This is a genomic window from Saccharopolyspora terrae (assembly GCF_004348435.1).
GTDB classification, from domain to species: Bacteria; Actinomycetota; Actinomycetes; order Mycobacteriales; family Pseudonocardiaceae; genus Saccharopolyspora; species Saccharopolyspora endophytica.
In genome coordinates this window covers 24,217-39,906 of the sequence record NZ_SMKS01000056.1, presented here as the reverse complement: position 1 = coordinate 39,906, position 15,690 = coordinate 24,217, and the positions used below count along the sequence as shown (strand labels likewise).

Below are 15,690 nucleotides of genomic sequence, written 5' to 3'. Positions count from 1 at the left end.
CCGCTCCGGCAAGATCATGCGCCGCCTGCTGCGCGACGTCGCCGAGAACCGCGAAGTCGGCGACGTCTCCACCCTCGCCGACTCCTCGGTCATGGACCTCATCTCCAAGGGTCTCAAGTCCGGCGACGACTGATCGCCAACGCAGTTCACGGGAGGGCGCCCGCATCGCGCGGGCGCCCTCCCATTTTTTTGCGCACCCGTCCTGAGCTGCACGAACAGCACCGCGATGATGCTTGAGCGGGCAAGTGATCGGCCAGACGGATGTTAGGGTCGACTACAGGTGTGCCGGGAAGTCTGGTCGGCGACGAAATCGTGCTGTCCACGAACGGAGCCGCTGTGTCCGACGCCCGCAACCGCGCCCGCGCCTTCGACTTCGGGGCCTACCTGCGCACCGAGACCGTCGGCGGCATGGTGCTGCTCGCCGCCGCGGCCATCGCGCTACTGCTGGCCAACTCCCCCGCGAGCGCCTTCTACACCGCGATCCGCGACTTCGAGGTCGGACCGCACCTGCTGCACCTCGACCTCAGCATCGGCGAGTGGGCCAAGGACGGCCTGCTCGCGATCTTCTTCTTCGTCGCCGGCCTGGAGCTCAAGCGCGAGCTGGTGATCGGCGAGCTGTCCAACATCCGCAGCGCGCTGCTGCCGGTGATCGCCGCGATCGGCGGGATGGTCGTGCCCGCCGGGTTGGCGTTCGCGGTCAGCGTCGGCGCCCCCGGTCACGAGACCGCGTGGGCGATCCCGGTGGCCACCGACATCGCCTTCGCGCTCGGCGTCCTCGCGCTGACCGGCTCCTGGATGCCGACCGCCGCCCGGGTGTTCCTGCTCAGCCTCGCCGTGGTCGACGACCTCGGCGGCATCATCGTGATCGCGGTCGTGTTCACCTCCGGCCTGAACCTGCTGGCGCTGCTGGCCGCCGTCGCGCTGTGCGCGCTGTACTGGTTCCTGCAGCACAAGCGCATCCGCTCGCCGTGGATCTACGTCCCGCTGGCCATCGCGACCTGGATCGCGGTGCACAGCTGCGGTATCCACGCCACGATCGCCGGCGTCGCGCTGGGCCTGCTCACCCGCGTCCGCACCGACCCCGACGAGGGGGCGTCCCCGGCGATGCGGCTGGAACACCGGTTGCAGCCGTGGTCGGCGGGCCTGGTGGTGCCGGTGTTCGCGTTCTTCGCGGCCGGGGTCCCCGTTGACGGCGAGGCGCTGACCTCGATGTTCGAGGACCGGGTGGCGGTCGGTGTGATGGTCGGCCTGGTGGTCGGCAAGTTCGTCGGCATCTTCGGCACGTCGTTCATCGCCGTGAAACTGCGCATCGGCGACAAACCGAGCTCGGTGTCCTGGATGGACATGGGCGCGCTGGCGATGCTCGGCGGCGTCGGGTTCACGGTCAGCCTCCTCATCACCGAACTCGCGCTGGAGGGCGCGGCCGCCGAGCGCGCCAAGGCCGCGGTGCTCATCGCCTCCGCGATCGCCTCGCTGCTGGCCGCTGCGGCACTGGTCCGCAGGGGGCGCAAGCTCAACGGTGAAGCCGCTGATGAGCCCGGCGGGAATGTCACTCACGGGTAACGCATCGCGAGTCGCTGGGCGAGGGTGTGATCTCCCGTGGCACGATGGTTCGCGTGAACAGCGCCCAGAAGAGCACCAACGGCAGCCGCGAAGGTGCGGAGTGGAGTTCGGTCAACTCCATCCCGTTGTCCGAGGAGGGCACAGCTCCCGACGGGCAGTCCATCGGCGCGTTGGTCAAAGACGCAACGACGCACCTGTCCACGCTGGTCCGCTCCGAGGTGGAGCTCGCCAAGACCGAGATCGCCGGTGAGGTCAAGAAGGCCCTCAAGGGCAGCGTCTTCTTCATCCTGGCGCTGTGCGTGCTGGGCTTCAGCCTGTTCTTCCTGTTCTTCACCGCCGCGGAGGGCCTGCACGCGCTCGGCCTGTGGCGCTGGGCCTCGTTCGGCATCGTCTTCCTGGCGATGCTGCTGGTCGCCGGTCTCTTCGGGCTGCTCGGCTTCCTGAAGGTCCGCAAGCTCAGCGCGCCGAAGCGCACGATGGCCTCCCTCAAGGAGACCAAGAACATCACCAAGCGCCGCCAGTCCGAGGAGCCGGCCCAAAGCTGACGGATCGGGCGCTCACACCCACGTCGAGAACCGCGGCGGACCCAGGTCCGCCGCGGTTTTTCGCACCTCAGAGCCGTGCTCCGGAGTGCTGGGACTCGCCAGCGGGCGGTTGTGGTCCGAACTGTCCGGACGAAGAGGACATCGATCGCGGACCGTTGGGATCAGAGCCGGCCGCTGGGTGAACCGCCGTTCCGGGCGCGGGATCAGTTCGTGCAGTTGCCCGTGGAGACCGGGGTATTCAGCTGCGGAGCCGCCTCCACCTCGTCGGCGACCTCGTCGGCCGTGAGGGCGAAGCCCGTCTCCGGGTCGTCGACGGCGGCGCCGAAGACGACACCGACCACGTCCCCCTCGGGGTTGATCAGCGGGCCGCCGGAGTTGCCGCTCTGCACCCGCCCGCGGACCGTGTAGACGTCGCGGACCACGGTCGCGTTGTCGTAGATGTCCGGCCCGCGCAACCGGATGCGCTCCCGGATGCGACCGGCCGAAGCCGTGTAGGGCCCGTCGAGCGGGTAGCCGAGCGCGATCGTGTCGTTGCCGGGGTGAGCCGGCTGCGACGCGAACGTCATCGCCTCGGCGTCGAGGTCCGGGACAGCCAGGATCGCCAGGTCGACGTCCGGCTTGTACATCACGACCTCGGCCTCGAAGTCGCCGCGCCCGATCTCGATGGCCACCCGGTCGGTGCCCGCCACGACGTGCGCGTTGGTCATCACCCGGTTCGGCGCCACGACGAAACCGGTGCCCTCCAGCGCGCGAGCGCACGAAGTCGCCCTGCCGCGGATCTTGACCACGCTGAGCTGCGCGTTGCGCACCACGTCGCTGCCGGCCAGCGCCGGGTCGGGCGGTGCGATCTCGGCGACCGGGGTCTCCGAGAAGGGCTCCAGGGCCTCCGGGAAGCCCGACATGCCGAGCATCTTGCGCAGGTCGTTGGGCAACGCCCTGGCCTGCGGGGGCATCACCGAGTTGACCGCGCCGAGCACCTGCGAACGGCTCAGCGCCGACGCCAGACCGGGCAGCGCGGTCGCCGAGGTGAACGGCAGCGCCACCAACCAGGCCACCACCAGCACCGCGATGAACTGCAGCACCGAGCCCAGCACGTTGTCGACCCCTGCGATCCGGGGCGAGGTGATCCGGTCCCGCAGCTCACGGCCGGCCCACATCCCGAAGGTCTCACCGAAGGCGACCAGCAGGACCACGATGCCGACGCCGAAGGCCAGCCGGGCGACCGGGCTGTCCAGGGTGTCCAGCAGCAGCGGCGCCACCTTCAGCCCCACCACGGCTCCGACGAACACGCCCACGAAGGACAGCAGCGCGGTGACCAGACCGCTCCGAGCCCCGGAGACCGCGGCGAGCAGTGCCAGCAGCACCACCAGCAGGTCGACCCAGTTCACCCACTCACCCCTCGCGATGGACGATCAGCCGCACCACCGTCTCATGGTTCGACAACAGAACGGCCAAGCCGGGCTTCCAAGGAGGTCTTCGCCACCCCTCAGGAACGCCCCAGCCCGATGTCGTCGGCCTCCTCTGCCGCCCGCCAGGCTTCGTCCAGCTCGCGCACGTCCGCCCGGTTCCAGCTGCGCGACCAACCGGCCAGTTCCAGCAGACCGGCCAGCAACCCGCCGGTGAAGCCCCAGACAAGCATGCCCGGGACCAGGAACGCCGGACCGGCCATTCCGCTGGTCAGCCGCACCCTCACCCGGTTCTCCGGGTCGGTGAGCCAGGAGATCGGCACCCGGGCCACGGCCGCTGTCTCACCCGGGTCGACCGCCGCGACCGGCGACGGCTCGACCCAGTGCGCGAGCACCGGGGTCACCCGGAAACCGCTGTGCGGAACGTGCAGTTCCGGCAAGGTCGCGACGGGCCGGACGCCCTCGACCCGCACCCCCACCTCCTCGACGGCCTCACGCAGCGCGGCGTCCACCGGGCCGGAATCGACATCGTCGAGCGCGCCTCCCGGGAAGGCAACCTGACCGGGGTGCGAGTTGAGCCCGTCGGCGCGGCGCAGCAGCAGCACCTCGGGGCCTTGCTCGCCTTCGCCGAGCAGGATCAGCACCGCGGCGGCGCGGGCGGAGGACGGCGGCGCGTCCTTCGGCCAGCCGAAGTGCCCGGGGTCGAGGTCGGCGGTGCGCTTGACCAGCGTCCGCATCCATTCGGGCAGGTCAGCAGGATCGACCAGCGGTCCGTTGTCGCTCACTGACCCCCCAGGGTTCGTTCGACGGCGGCCCGAACCTCGTGCGGGGATTCGAACGCGATCGGTGGATCGATGCGCCGGACCTCGCCGGAGGCGGTCACCACGTAGCTGACCGGCAGCACGTTGGGAGACCGCAGCGCAGCCCGCGCGCGGTTGTCGCCGTCATGCACGTTCGGGAAGTGAACGCCGAGCGCGCGCAGTAGGTCAAGACCTTCCGAGGCGCCGCTGTCGACCTGCACTCCCAGCACCCGGACGGCTCCGGGCTCGGTGCTGTAGGCCTGCAGCGCGGGCAGCTCGGTGCGGCACGGAACGCACCAGGTGGCCCAGAGGTTGATCAGCGTCGGTCCGCCCGAGGCGGCCCCGGCCAGGTCGACGGGCTGCCCGTCGGCCAGGCACTGCAGCGTCGTGCCCGCCAGCTCGGCGGGTCCACCCGTTCCGGCCGGGCACGGCTGCAGCGCGGCGGCCGCGCGCTGCTGCGGATCGATCCGCTCCGCCGGTGGTGGCGCCGCGGTGGGGCCTTGCTGCTGCTCGTGGTCGCGCGGCCAGAGCGCGACCGCCGCGAGGATCGCGAGCACGACGACCACGACGGTCCACTGGATCTCGGACCGGTAGGCACGGAGGTTCACGCCACCGGCTCCTTGGCCGCCTGGCTCTCGATGGTCTTGTCCGGGATCTCGTCGACGATGCCCGCCAGCTCCAGCAGCCGCGGCGTCTCCGGACCCCTGACCAGCTTCGCGGCCTCCACGTGATCGGTCGGCCCGGCGCCGTAGGAGGGGCAGTCCTTGGCCAGCAGGCACGCGCCGCAGGCCGGCTTGCGGGAGTGGCAGACCCGGCGGCCGTGGAAGATCACCCGGTGCGACAGCATCGTCCACTCCTTGCGGGGAATCAGCTCGCCGATCGCGTGCTCGACCTTGACCGCGTCCTCCAGCTCGGTCCAGCCCCACCGGCGCACCAGGCGTCCGAAGTGGGTGTCCACGGTGATGCCCGGGACGTCGAAGGCGTTGCCGAGGATCACGTTGGCGGTCTTGCGCCCGATGCCGGGCAGCTTGACCAGCTGGTCGAGCTTGGCGGGAACCTCACCGCCGTGCCCGTCCACCAGCGCGGCGCCCAGCCCCATCAGCGACGCCGCCTTGTTCCGGTAGAAGCCGGTGGACCGGATCATCTCCTCCAGCTCGGTCCGCTCGGCCCCGGCGTAGGCCTCGGCCGTCGGGTACCGGCGGAACAGCGCGGGCGTGACCTCGTTGACCCGCTTGTCGGTGCACTGGGCGGACAGGATGGTCGCGACCGCGAGCTCCAGGGGCGTGTTGAAATCGAGCTCGCAATGCGCGTCCGGATAGGCTTCGTCGAGGGCGCGCAGCATGCGCCTCGCTCGCCGGACGAGCCCCAACCGGGTCTCCTCCTTCTTCCTGGACCGGGATACGACCTGGTCAGGAGACGGTCCAGCGGACTTGGCGCGGGTGTTTCGGGAAGGCTCCGGCACCCCACCAGACTACGGAGGAGCACGGACACGGAAAGTGGCGGTACTGTCACCGGCCCTGCGAATCGACCCCCGGTTGAACCGGCGTCGAAGGTATGAGCGAGGATTCACACCATGATGGCTGCCTGGTTCGTCATCGTCGTACCGCTCGTGATCATGTTCTTCACGCTCTTCATGGAGCGCGTGGAAGCCCGCCTGCGGCATGTGGCGGTGCAAGAGAACGAGGTGGAGGAGTTGCTGGAGAACGCCCGGCCTGATGAGGTGCGGGCGCTGTTCCGGCAAGGTATTGGACGTGCGCTGGAGCTTTTCCAGCTACGCAGGGTGGGACGCGCCGGTAGGCTGCGTACTCGCCGTTCGCGCGACCAGTCTTAGAATCACTGGTAGTGATCGGCGGCACATCGCCAGACACGCTGACGCGGGTCCGGCACCACAGACAGCCGCCGCGTCTCAACATGGAGGGACGAGGTGGACGAGACCCTGGCCCGAGCCGGCATCTTCCAAGGCGTGGAGCCGGCCGCGGCGGAGGCACTGGCACAGTCGCTGGAACCGATCGAGTTCCCGCGCGGACACGTGATTTTCGCCGAGGGCGAGCCGGGTGACCGGCTCTACATCATTCAGTCCGGCAAGGTGAAGCTCGGACGCAAATCCCCGGACGGCAGGGAGAACCTGCTGGCGATCATGGGGCCGTCGGACATGTTCGGCGAGCTGTCCATCTTCGACCCCGGGCCGCGGACTTCGACCGCGACCACGGTCACCGAGGTGCGCGCGTTGAGCATGGACCGCGGCGCTCTGCGGCAGTGGATCGCCACTCGCCCGGAGATCGCCGAGCAGCTGCTGCGCGTGGTGGCTCGCCGCCTGCGCCGCACGAACGGCATGCTCGCCGACCTGATCTTCACCGACGTCCCGGGACGCGTCGCCAAGGCGCTGCTGCAGCTCGCGCAGCGCTTCGGCAGCCAGGAAGCGGGTCTGCTGCGGGTCACCCACGACCTGACGCAGGAAGAGATCGCGCAGTACGTCGGCGCCTCGCGGGAGACCGTGAACAAGGCGCTCGCGGACTTCGCGCACCGCGGCTGGCTGCGTCTCGAGGGCAAGAGCGTGCTGATCCTGGATCCGGAGCGCTTGGCCCGCCGCGCTCGCTGAGCGGCGACGTCACACATATCGCGAAGCTGACGCGCGTCGGCCGAAGAGTCCGGGGCTCATTCCCGGGTTCTTCAGCCGACGCGCGTCCTTTGCGTGCGCGCGCACGTCCGTGAATTTCACGTTGGGCCTCGAGCGCAACGCACGTCACCCCCGCCACGTCCAACGGTCGGACGCTGAGGCGAAAGGGGACTGTGGATGAATTCCGCGATGGTGATCGCGCTGGCGGCGGTGATCCTGGCGATCGTGTTCCTGATGAGGGTGCGGACTTCGATGAGCAGGTCCCACCGGGTCGGAGACCGTCGCCGCAAGCGGGCCGGCAGCTCGTTCGTCGGCACCAGCGGGGCCGGCAGCAATCACGACGGCGGCTGGAGCGGCTTCGACGGCGGAGGCTTCGGGGGCGACGGCGGCGGAGGCTCCGGAGGGGGCGACGGCGGAGGCGGCGGGGGCTGCTGACCGGTTCCGACCACCCAGTGCATGTGAAGGGGCTGGGCGCCACCCCCGACGTGGCGCTCCAGCCCCTTCACATTCGCGTGGTTCGTCCCCCGACGACTAACCACGCTTCCCCGATCCTCCGATGCTTCGGCCCCGAATCCTCGGCACCGGAGGCGTCTGTGTGGAGTTGTCTCCCCTTCGAAGATGCTGGAAGTCCGTGCTGTCCAGCAACCCCCTTTCACCAACCAAGACGTGCGTCCCGAGGGGACGGTTGCACACATCACCCGTTCTGAGTAACGAACGTCACTCATCCAGCTCCTAGCAGGTGAAAAACACGTTGGTACCGGCGTACCACAATCGGCATACTGGTACGCGTGTCCACATCCACGTCGCTGGCCGACTACCGCGCCGCCCTGACCACCCCCGGAGCCCGCACCCCCGTCGTGACGTCGCTGCTGGGCCGGCTGCCGATCGCGATGATCGGCATGGCCCTGCTGCTGTACATGCAGCGGGAGAGCTCGTCGTTCGCGATCGCCGGAGCGGTCTCGGCCGCCGAGCTGATCGGCGTGGCGATGGGCTCCGTCGTGCAGGGCAGGATCGTCGACCGGATCGGCCCGTCGAAGCCGCTGTACATCACCTCAGCGCTGTTCACGGCCTCCGTGGTGGCGACGCTGGCCGCGATCGAGCTGGACGCCTCGACCTCGCTGGTGGTGGCGGGCGCGTTCGCGATGGGACTGCTCCAGCCCAACATCGGTTCGGCTTCGCGCGCCCTGTGGGGACACCTGCTGCCGGCCGGCCGCGTCCGCGAGGCAGCGTTCTCCTACGAGGCGATCAGCCTCGAGGTCTTCTTCATCCTCGGGCCGGGCCTGGCGGGCCTGCTGGTGGCGATGCCGTGGGCGGGCACCGGCGTCGTGGTCGGCTCGGCCTGCATGGTGGTGGGCAGCGTCGGCTTCGCCTCGACGCGCGCGGCCCGCACGCAGCGCCCGGACACGGGCGAGCACGCGGGCGCCATGCTGGGAGCCATCGCGGCCCCGGGGATGCGCACGGTCGCGCTGGCCGCGCTGGGGTTCGGCGTGGTGATCGGCTTCATCGAGGTCGCGGTCCCGGCCGCCGCCGTCGACGCGGGTCAGCCCACGATGGGCGGGCTGCTGATGAGCCTGGCCTCGGTCAGTTCCGTCGCGGTCGGCGTGGTCTACGGCGTGCACCCCTGGCCGCGTCCGATGCACCTGCGGCTGCCCGCGCTGCTGCTGGGCTTCGCGGGCCTGGTCGCGCTGCTCGCGCTCCCGACGACGCTGCTGGGTCTGGCGCTGATGCTGCTGGTCGCGGGCTGCCTGATCACCCCGCAGTCGACGGCCCACTCGGTCGCGGTCGAGTTCGCGGCCCCGCCCGGCACGGCAGCGGAGGCGTTCGGCTGGGTGGTCACGTCGGTGACGCTGGGCTCGGCCATCGGCCAGTCCGTCAGCGGTCAGCTCGTCGAACTCGCCGGACCCCCGACGGCGTTCCTGGTCGCCGGAGCAGCAGGGGCCGCCCTCGCCGCCGTCCTCTACCTCCGCCGCAACACCCTCCTCCCCACCCAGACCAACCTCACCCTCGCCGGCAGCTGATCGGGCGGTGGCCTTCAGAGGTCTTCGTGCTCCACGAGGTAGGTGAGTTGGGCTTGGACCGTGAGGTCTGCTGCGGGCCAGACGGCGGGGTCGACGTCGGCGTAGACGAGTTCGACCACCTGGCGCGGGGTGGCTCCGGGGCCGAGGTCGCCGAGGGCCTGGCGGACCTGGGCGAGGCGTTGCCTGCGGTGGTCGAGGTAGTGCTCGGCCACCGCGCGGGCGTCGTCGAGTTCCGGGCCGTGGCCCGGCAGCGCGCGGACGCCTGGCGGCAAGGACGCGATCTTGCGCAGCGAGTCCAGGTAGGAGCCCAGGTGGCCGTCGGGGTGGGCGACGACCGTGGTGCCTCGGCCGAGGATGCTGTCGCCGGTGAACACCGCCGGTTCGTCGTGCTCGGCGACGAAGCAGACCGAGTCGGCCGTGTGCCCCGCCGTGGTCAGCACCCGCAGTCGCAGGCCCGCCGCGTCGATCGGCTCGCCGTCGGCGATCGGCTCCGCGTCGTGGCACAGCTTCGGGTCGAGCGCGCGCACGGGAGCCCCGGTGCGCTGCACGAAATCCGCCACACCGGCGGTGTGGTCCTCGTGGTGGTGGGTGAGCAGCACCAGCGACACCGGCCCGTGGCCGGCGACCCGGCTCAGGTGCACGGCGTCGTCAGGACCCGGGTCGATGACCACGCACTCGCGCGAATCCGGATCGCGCAGCACCCACGTGTTCGTGCCGTCGAGCGTCATCGGGTTCGGGTTGTCGGCCAGCAGCACCGACGCGTAGGAGGTGACCGGGCGGAGCTCGCCGTAGGCGGGGTGCTGCATCACGCCTCCTCGAATCCGGGCTCGCCGGGCAGCACCGCGTGCCAGCGACCGTTCCGCTCGATCAGCTTCGGCATGATCTTGTTCAGCGTCCGCTCCGCGTGCAGCGCCGACGCGAGGTCGTCGGCCTCGGCGAGCTCGGTCAGCGTGACCTCGGTCGGCGGGAGCAGGTGGCAGCGGCCCTCCCGGAAGTCGGTCAGCGCCTGCTGCGGAGTCGCCCAGTAGGCCTCGGCGGCCTCGGTGGTGATGGCGTCCGCGCGCTGTCCGGCCGGCATCGCGGCCAGGAAGAACCTGGTGTCGTAGCGGCGCGGCTCCTGCTCGGGCGTCAGCCAGTTCGCCCACGGGCGCAGCAGATCGGCGCGCAGCACCAGACCTTCCTCGGCGAGGAAGCCTGCGAGCGAGACGTCCCTGGTCACCAGGGCCTGACGGGCTGCGGAATAGCCGCCGGTGTCCTCGACGACCGTCGACGAATCCGGTCCTGCCAGCAGCACGCCCGACTCCTCGAACGTCTCCCGGACCGCCGCGCACACCAGCGCGCGGGCCACCTCCGGCGTGCAGCCGAAGCGCTGCGCCCACCACTCGGGTCCCGGCCCGCTCCAGGCGACCGAGGCGTCCGCGTCGCGCTGGTCGACACCGCCTCCGGGGAACACCGTCATCCCGCCCGCGAAGGCCATGCCCTTCACCCTGCGCTGCAGGAACACCTCGGGCCCCGAGGGGCCGTCGCGCAGCAGCATCACGGTTGCCGCGTCCTTGGGGCGCACGGGCTTGTCCGGCCGGTCCTCCGGCACGAATCCCGTTGGCAGCGAACGATCCATGCCCGCCACCCTATGTCGGCGACCGGCGGTCGAACACCGTCTGAAGGATCAGCGCTGCTGCTGCGAGGTGTACACCTGCTGGTTCGCCGAGATCGGCGGGAACCCGCCCGTGCCGCCGGGCATGGTGGAGGTCCGGCCGTCCTCGGACTTGGGCTGGCGCTTGGCCGGTCCGTCCTGCTCGCGGTGCGCGAGCTCCTCGTGCAGCTTGCGCAGCAGGTTGCGCTCCCGATCGGTCAACTTGGCGTCGACGGCGGCGGGGACGCGCATCATCACACCCGTCTGCTCGGCCGCTGTCTCGGGGTGTGCGTCCTCGGGTGGCTCACCGGGAAACTCGTGCTGCGGCTCGGCCACAGCGTGCGACACCCCCTCCGGCCGGGGTTCTTCCACCGGGGCCGGCTGCGCGGGCGGTGGTGGAGCCGGGGGCTCTTCGGGTTGTCTGCGCTCGACGACCTGCTCGGGGCGCGGAACAGCCGGAGGAGCCGCCCTCTCCACGGGCGCTACCTCTAACCGCACCCGCCGGGCCGTCGACAGCGCGTCGCGGTGGTACTCGGGCAGGTCGGCGCCGGTGGCGAAGACGTCGACCGCGTAGCGCAGACCGGCTCGGCGCAGGGCCGAGACGAGCTGGAAGGCGACAGCGGGACCGGAACCGTCGGGGCCGACCTCGGCCAGCAGGACGCCCTGCGGCACCGCGCCGTAGCTGGTGCCCGCGGGCGTGGTCCGGCTGGTGATCCACATGCCGCGCAGACCCGCGAGACGTCCGCCGATCTGCTTGAGCGTCAGCTCGAGATCGGTGTCGTCGGTGTGCGGGGCGCTGAACTTGTGGTTCTCCGGCAGCAGCGACTCGACCACCTTGAGCCGGTCGGCGAGCTGGCGGTTGGACCGCGTCTCGTCGAGCACCCGGCGCAGGTGGTACTGCTCCGCGGCGGTCACCTCGATCTGCCCGGCCAGCAGGCACCCGGCCAGGTACTCCGCTCCGGCATCGGGCAAGCCCATGCCGAGCAGCTCCCGAGCGCCGTCGATGCCGTCGTCATCGACGCGCCCGGTCATGGCCAGCAAGAGGCTGTGCAGCCGGTCGACCGGTCCGGCGGCCTCTGCAACGTCCACCACGAATGCCTCCTTCAGATGCCGCCCGCTCAGCCGCGGCGACCGGCGAATTCTTCAGCTCCCACGCACACCAGCGCCGACTCCTCGATCGCCATCCGGTGGTACGGGGTGGGTTCCAGGTCCTTGGGCACGACCTCGACGCAGGGCGCGGAGTCGCCGAGCGCCCGCAGCACCCGCTGGATCTCCCCGGCGAGCTCGACGCAGTCGTCCGACACGGACACCAGCACGACGAGCTTCGGGGAACCCGAGTCGCGGCGCCGCCAGGTGTTGCGCACTTCGCGCACACCGGCGCGACCGCGCAGCGTCGCGCCGAGCACCAGCACCGCCGAGTCGCCGACGTTCTCGGCCGGGCGTTCGGTGGTGAACGAGTAGTGCGGCGTGGTGTCCACGACCGCGGGGAGGATCGCGTTGACCATCGCCGGGTCGGCGCCCAGCGGCAGCAGCGCGTCCGAGAGCAGCCGGTGCTCGTCGTCGTCGAGCGCGATGCGCTCGCGGACCAGCGTGCCCGGCAGAAGCCTCGCCACGACCTCGGCGGCACCCCCTGCCAGCCAGTCGCGGTATCGCCACAGGTGCCGGTCGGGCAACCTGCCGGCCAACCGAAGCAACAGTTCGTGGCACAGCAGATCGGTTTCACGCACTGCCACGGCGCCCCTCCATGCCTAGTACTCCGGTTCCGGACGCAGCCGCCGCTCCCCCGCACGCGGCTGCACCCTTCCAGGTGAACTTTGGTGCTACTGACCGGGTCGAACAATCCCCTGAACGACCCAAACGCAACGCGTTGGAATCAACACCCCCCATCTGGGCTACACCGGATCTGGCGAACGAAGATCGGGGATGATCGCAGCGTACTTGCCGTAGTCGGTCTCCGGATGCCCACCACCGAAAAAATCACGACTCCGTTCCCGGCGAACACGTCGCGCTCACGGAACGAGAACGCGGCGTCACCCCGAGTAGGGCGACGCCGCGCATCAGGTCCGGAATGCCGACTTCACTCGACTTCGACGACCAGCTCGACCTCGACCGGCACGCCCAGCGGCAGCTCCGCGACACCCACGGCCGAGCGAGCGTGCTGCCCCGCCTCGCCGAAGACCTCGCCCAGCAGCTCCGAAGCACCGTTGACCACACCCGGCTGCCCCGTGAAGCCCTCAGCCGAGGCCACGAACCCGACGACCTTGACCACGCGGACGATCGAGTCCAGGCCGACCAGCGAATCGACCGCGGCCAGCGCGTTCAGCGCGCAGATCCGGGCGTGCTGCTGGGCCTCCTCGGCGCTGACCTCAGCACCGACCTTGCCCAGGCCCGCCGGCGAACCGGCCACCATCGGGATCTGGCCCGCGGTGAACACCAGCGAACCCGTCCGCACCGCAGGCACGTAAGCCGCCACGGGCTTGACGACCTCGGGCAGCGGAATGCCCAGCTCCGCCAGGCGATCCGTCCACCGACCCATGTCAGGCCTCCTTCGGCCGCTTCAGGTAAGCCACCATCTGCTCACCGGTGGGACCCGGCAGCACGGCGACGAGCTCCCAACCGTCCTCGCCCCACTGGTCGAGGATTTGCTTGGTCGCGTGACTCAACAACGGAACGGTGGCGTACTCCCACTTCTGCATGGTTGTGCAGCCTAGTTCTTCTTGAACGGCGTAGCCGTTGGCCCACCTACGCGCCTCGCACCGCCGGGGGTTCTGAGGAGCTTCGTGGCGAGGACGCCGCGACGCCGTGTATTGGCTGGCATACATCAGGAGTGGCGCCCGGAGTCCACGGAGCTCCTCAGGTTCCCCTACCCGCACCGCTACGCAGAACGACCACCGTCACTCTCCAATTCTGGAAACGGGGACTTACGCTGATCGCGTGACCTCATGGGACGGGGAGCTGAACCAGGCGCGGTTGCACGTGGTCAGCGGGAAGGGCGGGACCGGGAAGACGACGGTCGCCGCCGCGCTCGCGCTGGCGCTGGCCACCGGCGGCAAGAAGGTGCTGCTCATCGAGGTCGAGGGGCGGCAGGGCATCGCGCAGCTCTTCGACAGCGCGCCACTGCCCTATTCCGAGGAGTGGATCGCCGCGGCTCCCGGTGGCGGTGAGCTGCGAGCGCTGGCCATCGACGCCGAGCCGGCGCTGCTGGAGTACCTGTCGATGTTCTACAACCTCGGGTTCGCCGGCCGGACGCTGCGCAAGATGGGCGCCATCGAGTTCGCCACCACGCTCGCGCCCGGGCTCCGGGACGTGCTGTTCACCGGCAAGATCAAGGAATGCGTCGGTCGCACCGACGAGCGCGGCCGCTACGTCTACGACGCGGTCGTCGTGGACGCCCCGCCGACCGGGCGGGTGGTGAAGTTCCTCGACGTCACCCGCGCCATGGCCGACCTCGCCAAGGTCGGACCCATCCGCGACCACAGCGACGGCGTGGTGCGCCTGGTCCACTCCGCCGACACCGTGGTCCACGTCGTCACGCTGCTCGAGGAGCTCCCGGTGCGCGAAACCCTCGAAGCCGTCGAAGAGCTCGACGCCGCCGACCTGCGGCCCGGAGCGGTCGTGCTCAACCGGGTCCGCCCCGGCAGGCTGCCCGCGCGATCGGTGTCGGCCGCCGCCGACGGCCGCGTCGACGCCGATCGGGTGCGCACCGGGCTCGAATCCGCCGGGCTGAAGGTCGATGACGACACCCTCGACGGGCTGGTCCACGAGACGATCGAGCACGCCATCCGGCACCGGGCCGAGGACGCCGCGCGCGACCAGCTCGCCGCCACCGACCTGCCCACCGTCTCGCTGCCGGACCTCACCGCGGGGATCGACGTCGCCGAGCTCTACGAGCTCGCCGAGATATTCACCGAACACGGCATCCGGAGCCACCGATGAGCGAACCGCTGCGGCCGTCCCAGGTCGACGTCGACGCGCTGCTGGACGACCCCGACACCCACGTCGTCGTCTGCTGCGGCTCCGGCGGCGTCGGCAAGACGACCACGGCGGCGGCGCTGGCGGTGCGGGCCGCCGAACGCGGGCGCAAGACGGTCGTGCTCACCATCGACCCCGCGCGGCGACTCGCCCAAGCGCTGGGCCTGCGGGAACTCGGCAACACGCCCAAGCAGGTGTCGCTGGAGGGCTTCGAGCCCGCGGGCGACCTGAACGCGATGATGCTCGACATGCGGCGCACCTTCGACGACATGGTGCAGATGCACGCCGGCCCCGAACGAGCCGAGCAGATCCTGAACAACCCCTTCTACCAGACCATTTCGACCTCGTTCTCCGGAACGCAGGAGTACATGGCGATGGAGAAGCTCGGGCAGCTCGCCGCCTCCGGCGAATGGGACCTGATCGTCGTCGACACCCCGCCCAGCCGTTCCGCGCTGGACTTCCTGGACGCGCCGCAGCGGCTGTCGACCGTGCTGGACGGGCGGCTCATCAAGATGCTGTCCAGTCCCGCGCGCGCGGGCGGGCGCGGGCTGCGCAAGATCGTCGGCGCCTCGTTCGGCGTGTTCGCCAAGGCCGTGTCGACGATCATCGGCGGGCAGCTGCTCAACGACGCCGCGAACTTCGTGCAGGCCTTCGACTCGACCTTCGGCGGCTTCCGGCAGCGCGCCGAGCAGACCTACCGGCTGCTGCGCTCGCCGGGAACGGCGTTCCTGGTGGTCGCCGCGCCGGAGCCGGACGCGCTGCGGGAGGCGTCCTACTTCGTGGAGCGGCTGGCCGGGGAATCGATGCCGCTGGTCGGGCTGGTCGCCAACCGGACGCACCCGGTGGTCGCCGAGCTGGGGGGCAACCGCGCCGCGGCGGTGGCCGACGAGATCGAGACCGCCGGTTCGGCTCCGCTGGCGGCGGCGGTGCTGCGGGTGCACGCGGACCGGGTGGCGATCGCCGACCGGGAGAAGCGGATGCTCGCACGGTTCACCCGAGCGCACCCGGAGGTGTCACTCGTTGGTGTCCCGGCCTTGCCGTCCGATGTGCACGATCTGGCCGGTTTGCGGGAGATCGGCCGGCGGCTCGCCGGGGAATAATCCAAAAATCAGGCCGGGCATTAACGTTTTCAACGT

Annotated in this window: 18 protein-coding genes; 8 read left to right on the top strand and 10 right to left on the bottom strand. The window is 70.5% G+C overall.

Translation table 11 applies throughout. From position 1 onward, the window contains the following. Positions 1 to 309: 309 nt before the first annotated feature. A complete protein-coding gene (nhaA, locus tag E1181_RS24375) occupies positions 310 to 1,563 on the top strand; it encodes a Na+/H+ antiporter NhaA (RefSeq protein WP_268952503.1) in 1,254 nt (417 codons plus the stop codon). Between the two features lie 44 nt (positions 1,564 to 1,607). Continuing rightward, positions 1,608 to 2,108 (top strand): phage holin family protein, encoded by a 501-nt coding sequence (locus E1181_RS24370; protein ID WP_132678176.1) that lies wholly within the window; start codon positions 1,608 to 1,610, stop codon positions 2,106 to 2,108. 203 nt (positions 2,109 to 2,311) lie between these two features. Here the strand turns inward: E1181_RS24370 and E1181_RS24365 are convergent, their stop codons facing one another. From E1181_RS24365 to nth, 4 genes are all read right to left on the bottom strand, one after another. After that, positions 2,312 to 3,496 (bottom strand): MarP family serine protease, encoded by a 1,185-nt coding sequence (locus tag E1181_RS24365; protein WP_132678174.1) that lies wholly within the window; start codon positions 3,494 to 3,496, stop codon positions 2,312 to 2,314. 98 nt (positions 3,497 to 3,594) lie between these two features. Beyond that, on the bottom strand, positions 3,595 to 4,251 hold the full coding sequence (locus E1181_RS24360) for an NUDIX hydrolase (RefSeq protein WP_132678189.1): 657 nt from the start codon (positions 4,249 to 4,251) through the stop codon (positions 3,595 to 3,597). A 44-nt stretch (positions 4,252 to 4,295) separates the two neighbouring features. Further along, a complete protein-coding gene (locus E1181_RS24355) occupies positions 4,296 to 4,922 on the bottom strand; it encodes a TlpA family protein disulfide reductase (RefSeq protein WP_132678172.1) in 627 nt (208 codons plus the stop codon). Continuing rightward, complete coding sequence (gene nth, locus E1181_RS24350; RefSeq protein WP_132678187.1) at positions 4,919 to 5,656, bottom strand: endonuclease III; 738 nt, start codon at positions 5,654 to 5,656, stop codon at positions 4,919 to 4,921. The genes E1181_RS24355 and nth overlap by 4 nt, the downstream gene beginning before the upstream one ends. Positions 5,657 to 5,890: 234 nt before the next feature. Here nth and E1181_RS24345 point away from each other — a divergent pair, with 234 nt between their 5' ends. From E1181_RS24345 to E1181_RS24330, 4 genes are all read left to right on the top strand, one after another. Continuing rightward, positions 5,891 to 6,145 (top strand): hypothetical protein, encoded by a 255-nt coding sequence (locus tag E1181_RS24345; protein ID WP_029535541.1) that lies wholly within the window; start codon positions 5,891 to 5,893, stop codon positions 6,143 to 6,145. A 93-nt stretch (positions 6,146 to 6,238) separates the two neighbouring features. After that, a complete protein-coding gene (locus E1181_RS24340; RefSeq protein ID WP_093422841.1) occupies positions 6,239 to 6,913 on the top strand; it encodes a Crp/Fnr family transcriptional regulator in 675 nt (224 codons plus the stop codon). A 195-nt stretch (positions 6,914 to 7,108) separates the two neighbouring features. Beyond that, a complete protein-coding gene (locus tag E1181_RS24335; RefSeq protein ID WP_132678170.1) occupies positions 7,109 to 7,366 on the top strand; it encodes a hypothetical protein in 258 nt (85 codons plus the stop codon). 353 nt (positions 7,367 to 7,719) lie between these two features. Continuing rightward, complete coding sequence (locus tag E1181_RS24330; RefSeq protein ID WP_132678169.1) at positions 7,720 to 8,949, top strand: MFS transporter; 1,230 nt, start codon at positions 7,720 to 7,722, stop codon at positions 8,947 to 8,949. A 14-nt stretch (positions 8,950 to 8,963) separates the two neighbouring features. On the opposite strand, the gene E1181_RS24325 is transcribed toward E1181_RS24330, so the two are convergent. The 6 genes from E1181_RS24325 to E1181_RS24300 form a co-directional block, all read right to left on the bottom strand. Then, complete coding sequence (locus E1181_RS24325) at positions 8,964 to 9,755, bottom strand: MBL fold metallo-hydrolase (RefSeq protein WP_132678167.1); 792 nt, start codon at positions 9,753 to 9,755, stop codon at positions 8,964 to 8,966. Beyond that, on the bottom strand, positions 9,755 to 10,567 hold the full coding sequence (locus E1181_RS24320) for an NUDIX hydrolase (RefSeq protein ID WP_132678165.1): 813 nt from the start codon (positions 10,565 to 10,567) through the stop codon (positions 9,755 to 9,757). Before E1181_RS24320 ends, E1181_RS24325 begins: the two co-directional genes overlap by 1 nt. A gap of 48 nt (positions 10,568 to 10,615) precedes the next feature. After that, on the bottom strand, positions 10,616 to 11,674 hold the full coding sequence (locus E1181_RS24315; RefSeq protein WP_235877005.1) for a hypothetical protein: 1,059 nt from the start codon (positions 11,672 to 11,674) through the stop codon (positions 10,616 to 10,618). A 26-nt stretch (positions 11,675 to 11,700) separates the two neighbouring features. Further along, positions 11,701 to 12,315 carry a hypothetical protein gene (locus tag E1181_RS24310; RefSeq protein WP_132678163.1) on the bottom strand — a complete coding sequence of 205 codons (615 nt, stop codon included), beginning with the start codon at positions 12,313 to 12,315 and terminating at the stop codon, positions 11,701 to 11,703. 344 nt (positions 12,316 to 12,659) lie between these two features. Beyond that, entirely contained in the window at positions 12,660 to 13,118 is a 459-nt protein-coding gene (locus E1181_RS24305) for a RidA family protein (RefSeq protein ID WP_132678161.1), read from the bottom strand. 1 nt (position 13,119) lies between these two features. Then, on the bottom strand, positions 13,120 to 13,278 hold the full coding sequence (locus E1181_RS24300; RefSeq protein WP_132623662.1) for a DUF4177 domain-containing protein: 159 nt from the start codon (positions 13,276 to 13,278) through the stop codon (positions 13,120 to 13,122). Between the two features lie 238 nt (positions 13,279 to 13,516). Between E1181_RS24300 and E1181_RS24295 the strand changes: the two genes are divergently transcribed. After that, positions 13,517 to 14,518 carry an ArsA-related P-loop ATPase gene (locus tag E1181_RS24295; protein WP_132678159.1) on the top strand — a complete coding sequence of 334 codons (1,002 nt, stop codon included), beginning with the start codon at positions 13,517 to 13,519 and terminating at the stop codon, positions 14,516 to 14,518. Then, positions 14,515 to 15,654, top strand: coding sequence for an ArsA family ATPase (locus E1181_RS24290; RefSeq protein ID WP_132678158.1), 1,140 nt, complete (start codon positions 14,515 to 14,517; stop codon positions 15,652 to 15,654). The genes E1181_RS24295 and E1181_RS24290 overlap by 4 nt, the downstream gene beginning before the upstream one ends. Positions 15,655 to 15,690 lie beyond the last annotated feature (36 nt).

Bases quoted from the DNA above. Each gene is read 5' to 3' on its own strand.
- E1181_RS24290 (WP_132678158.1), top strand. From the start codon at position 14,515: ATGAGCGAACCGCTGCGGCCGTCCCAGGTCGACGTCGACGCGCTGCTG.
- E1181_RS24325 (WP_132678167.1), bottom strand. From the start codon at position 9,755: ATGCAGCACCCCGCCTACGGCGAGCTCCGCCCGGTCACCTCCTACGCG.
- E1181_RS24370 (WP_132678176.1), top strand. From the start codon at position 1,608: ATGGTTCGCGTGAACAGCGCCCAGAAGAGCACCAACGGCAGCCGCGAA.
- E1181_RS24335 (WP_132678170.1), top strand. From the start codon at position 7,109: ATGAATTCCGCGATGGTGATCGCGCTGGCGGCGGTGATCCTGGCGATC.
- E1181_RS24300 (WP_132623662.1), bottom strand. From the start codon at position 13,278: ATGCAGAAGTGGGAGTACGCCACCGTTCCGTTGTTGAGTCACGCGACC.
- E1181_RS24360 (WP_132678189.1), bottom strand. From the start codon at position 4,251: ATGCGGACGCTGGTCAAGCGCACCGCCGACCTCGACCCCGGGCACTTC.
- E1181_RS24345 (WP_029535541.1), top strand. From the start codon at position 5,891: ATGGCTGCCTGGTTCGTCATCGTCGTACCGCTCGTGATCATGTTCTTC.
- nth (WP_132678187.1), bottom strand. From the start codon at position 5,656: ATGCTGCGCGCCCTCGACGAAGCCTATCCGGACGCGCATTGCGAGCTC.
- E1181_RS24320 (WP_132678165.1), bottom strand. From the start codon at position 10,567: ATGGATCGTTCGCTGCCAACGGGATTCGTGCCGGAGGACCGGCCGGAC.
- E1181_RS24305 (WP_132678161.1), bottom strand. From the start codon at position 13,118: ATGGGTCGGTGGACGGATCGCCTGGCGGAGCTGGGCATTCCGCTGCCC.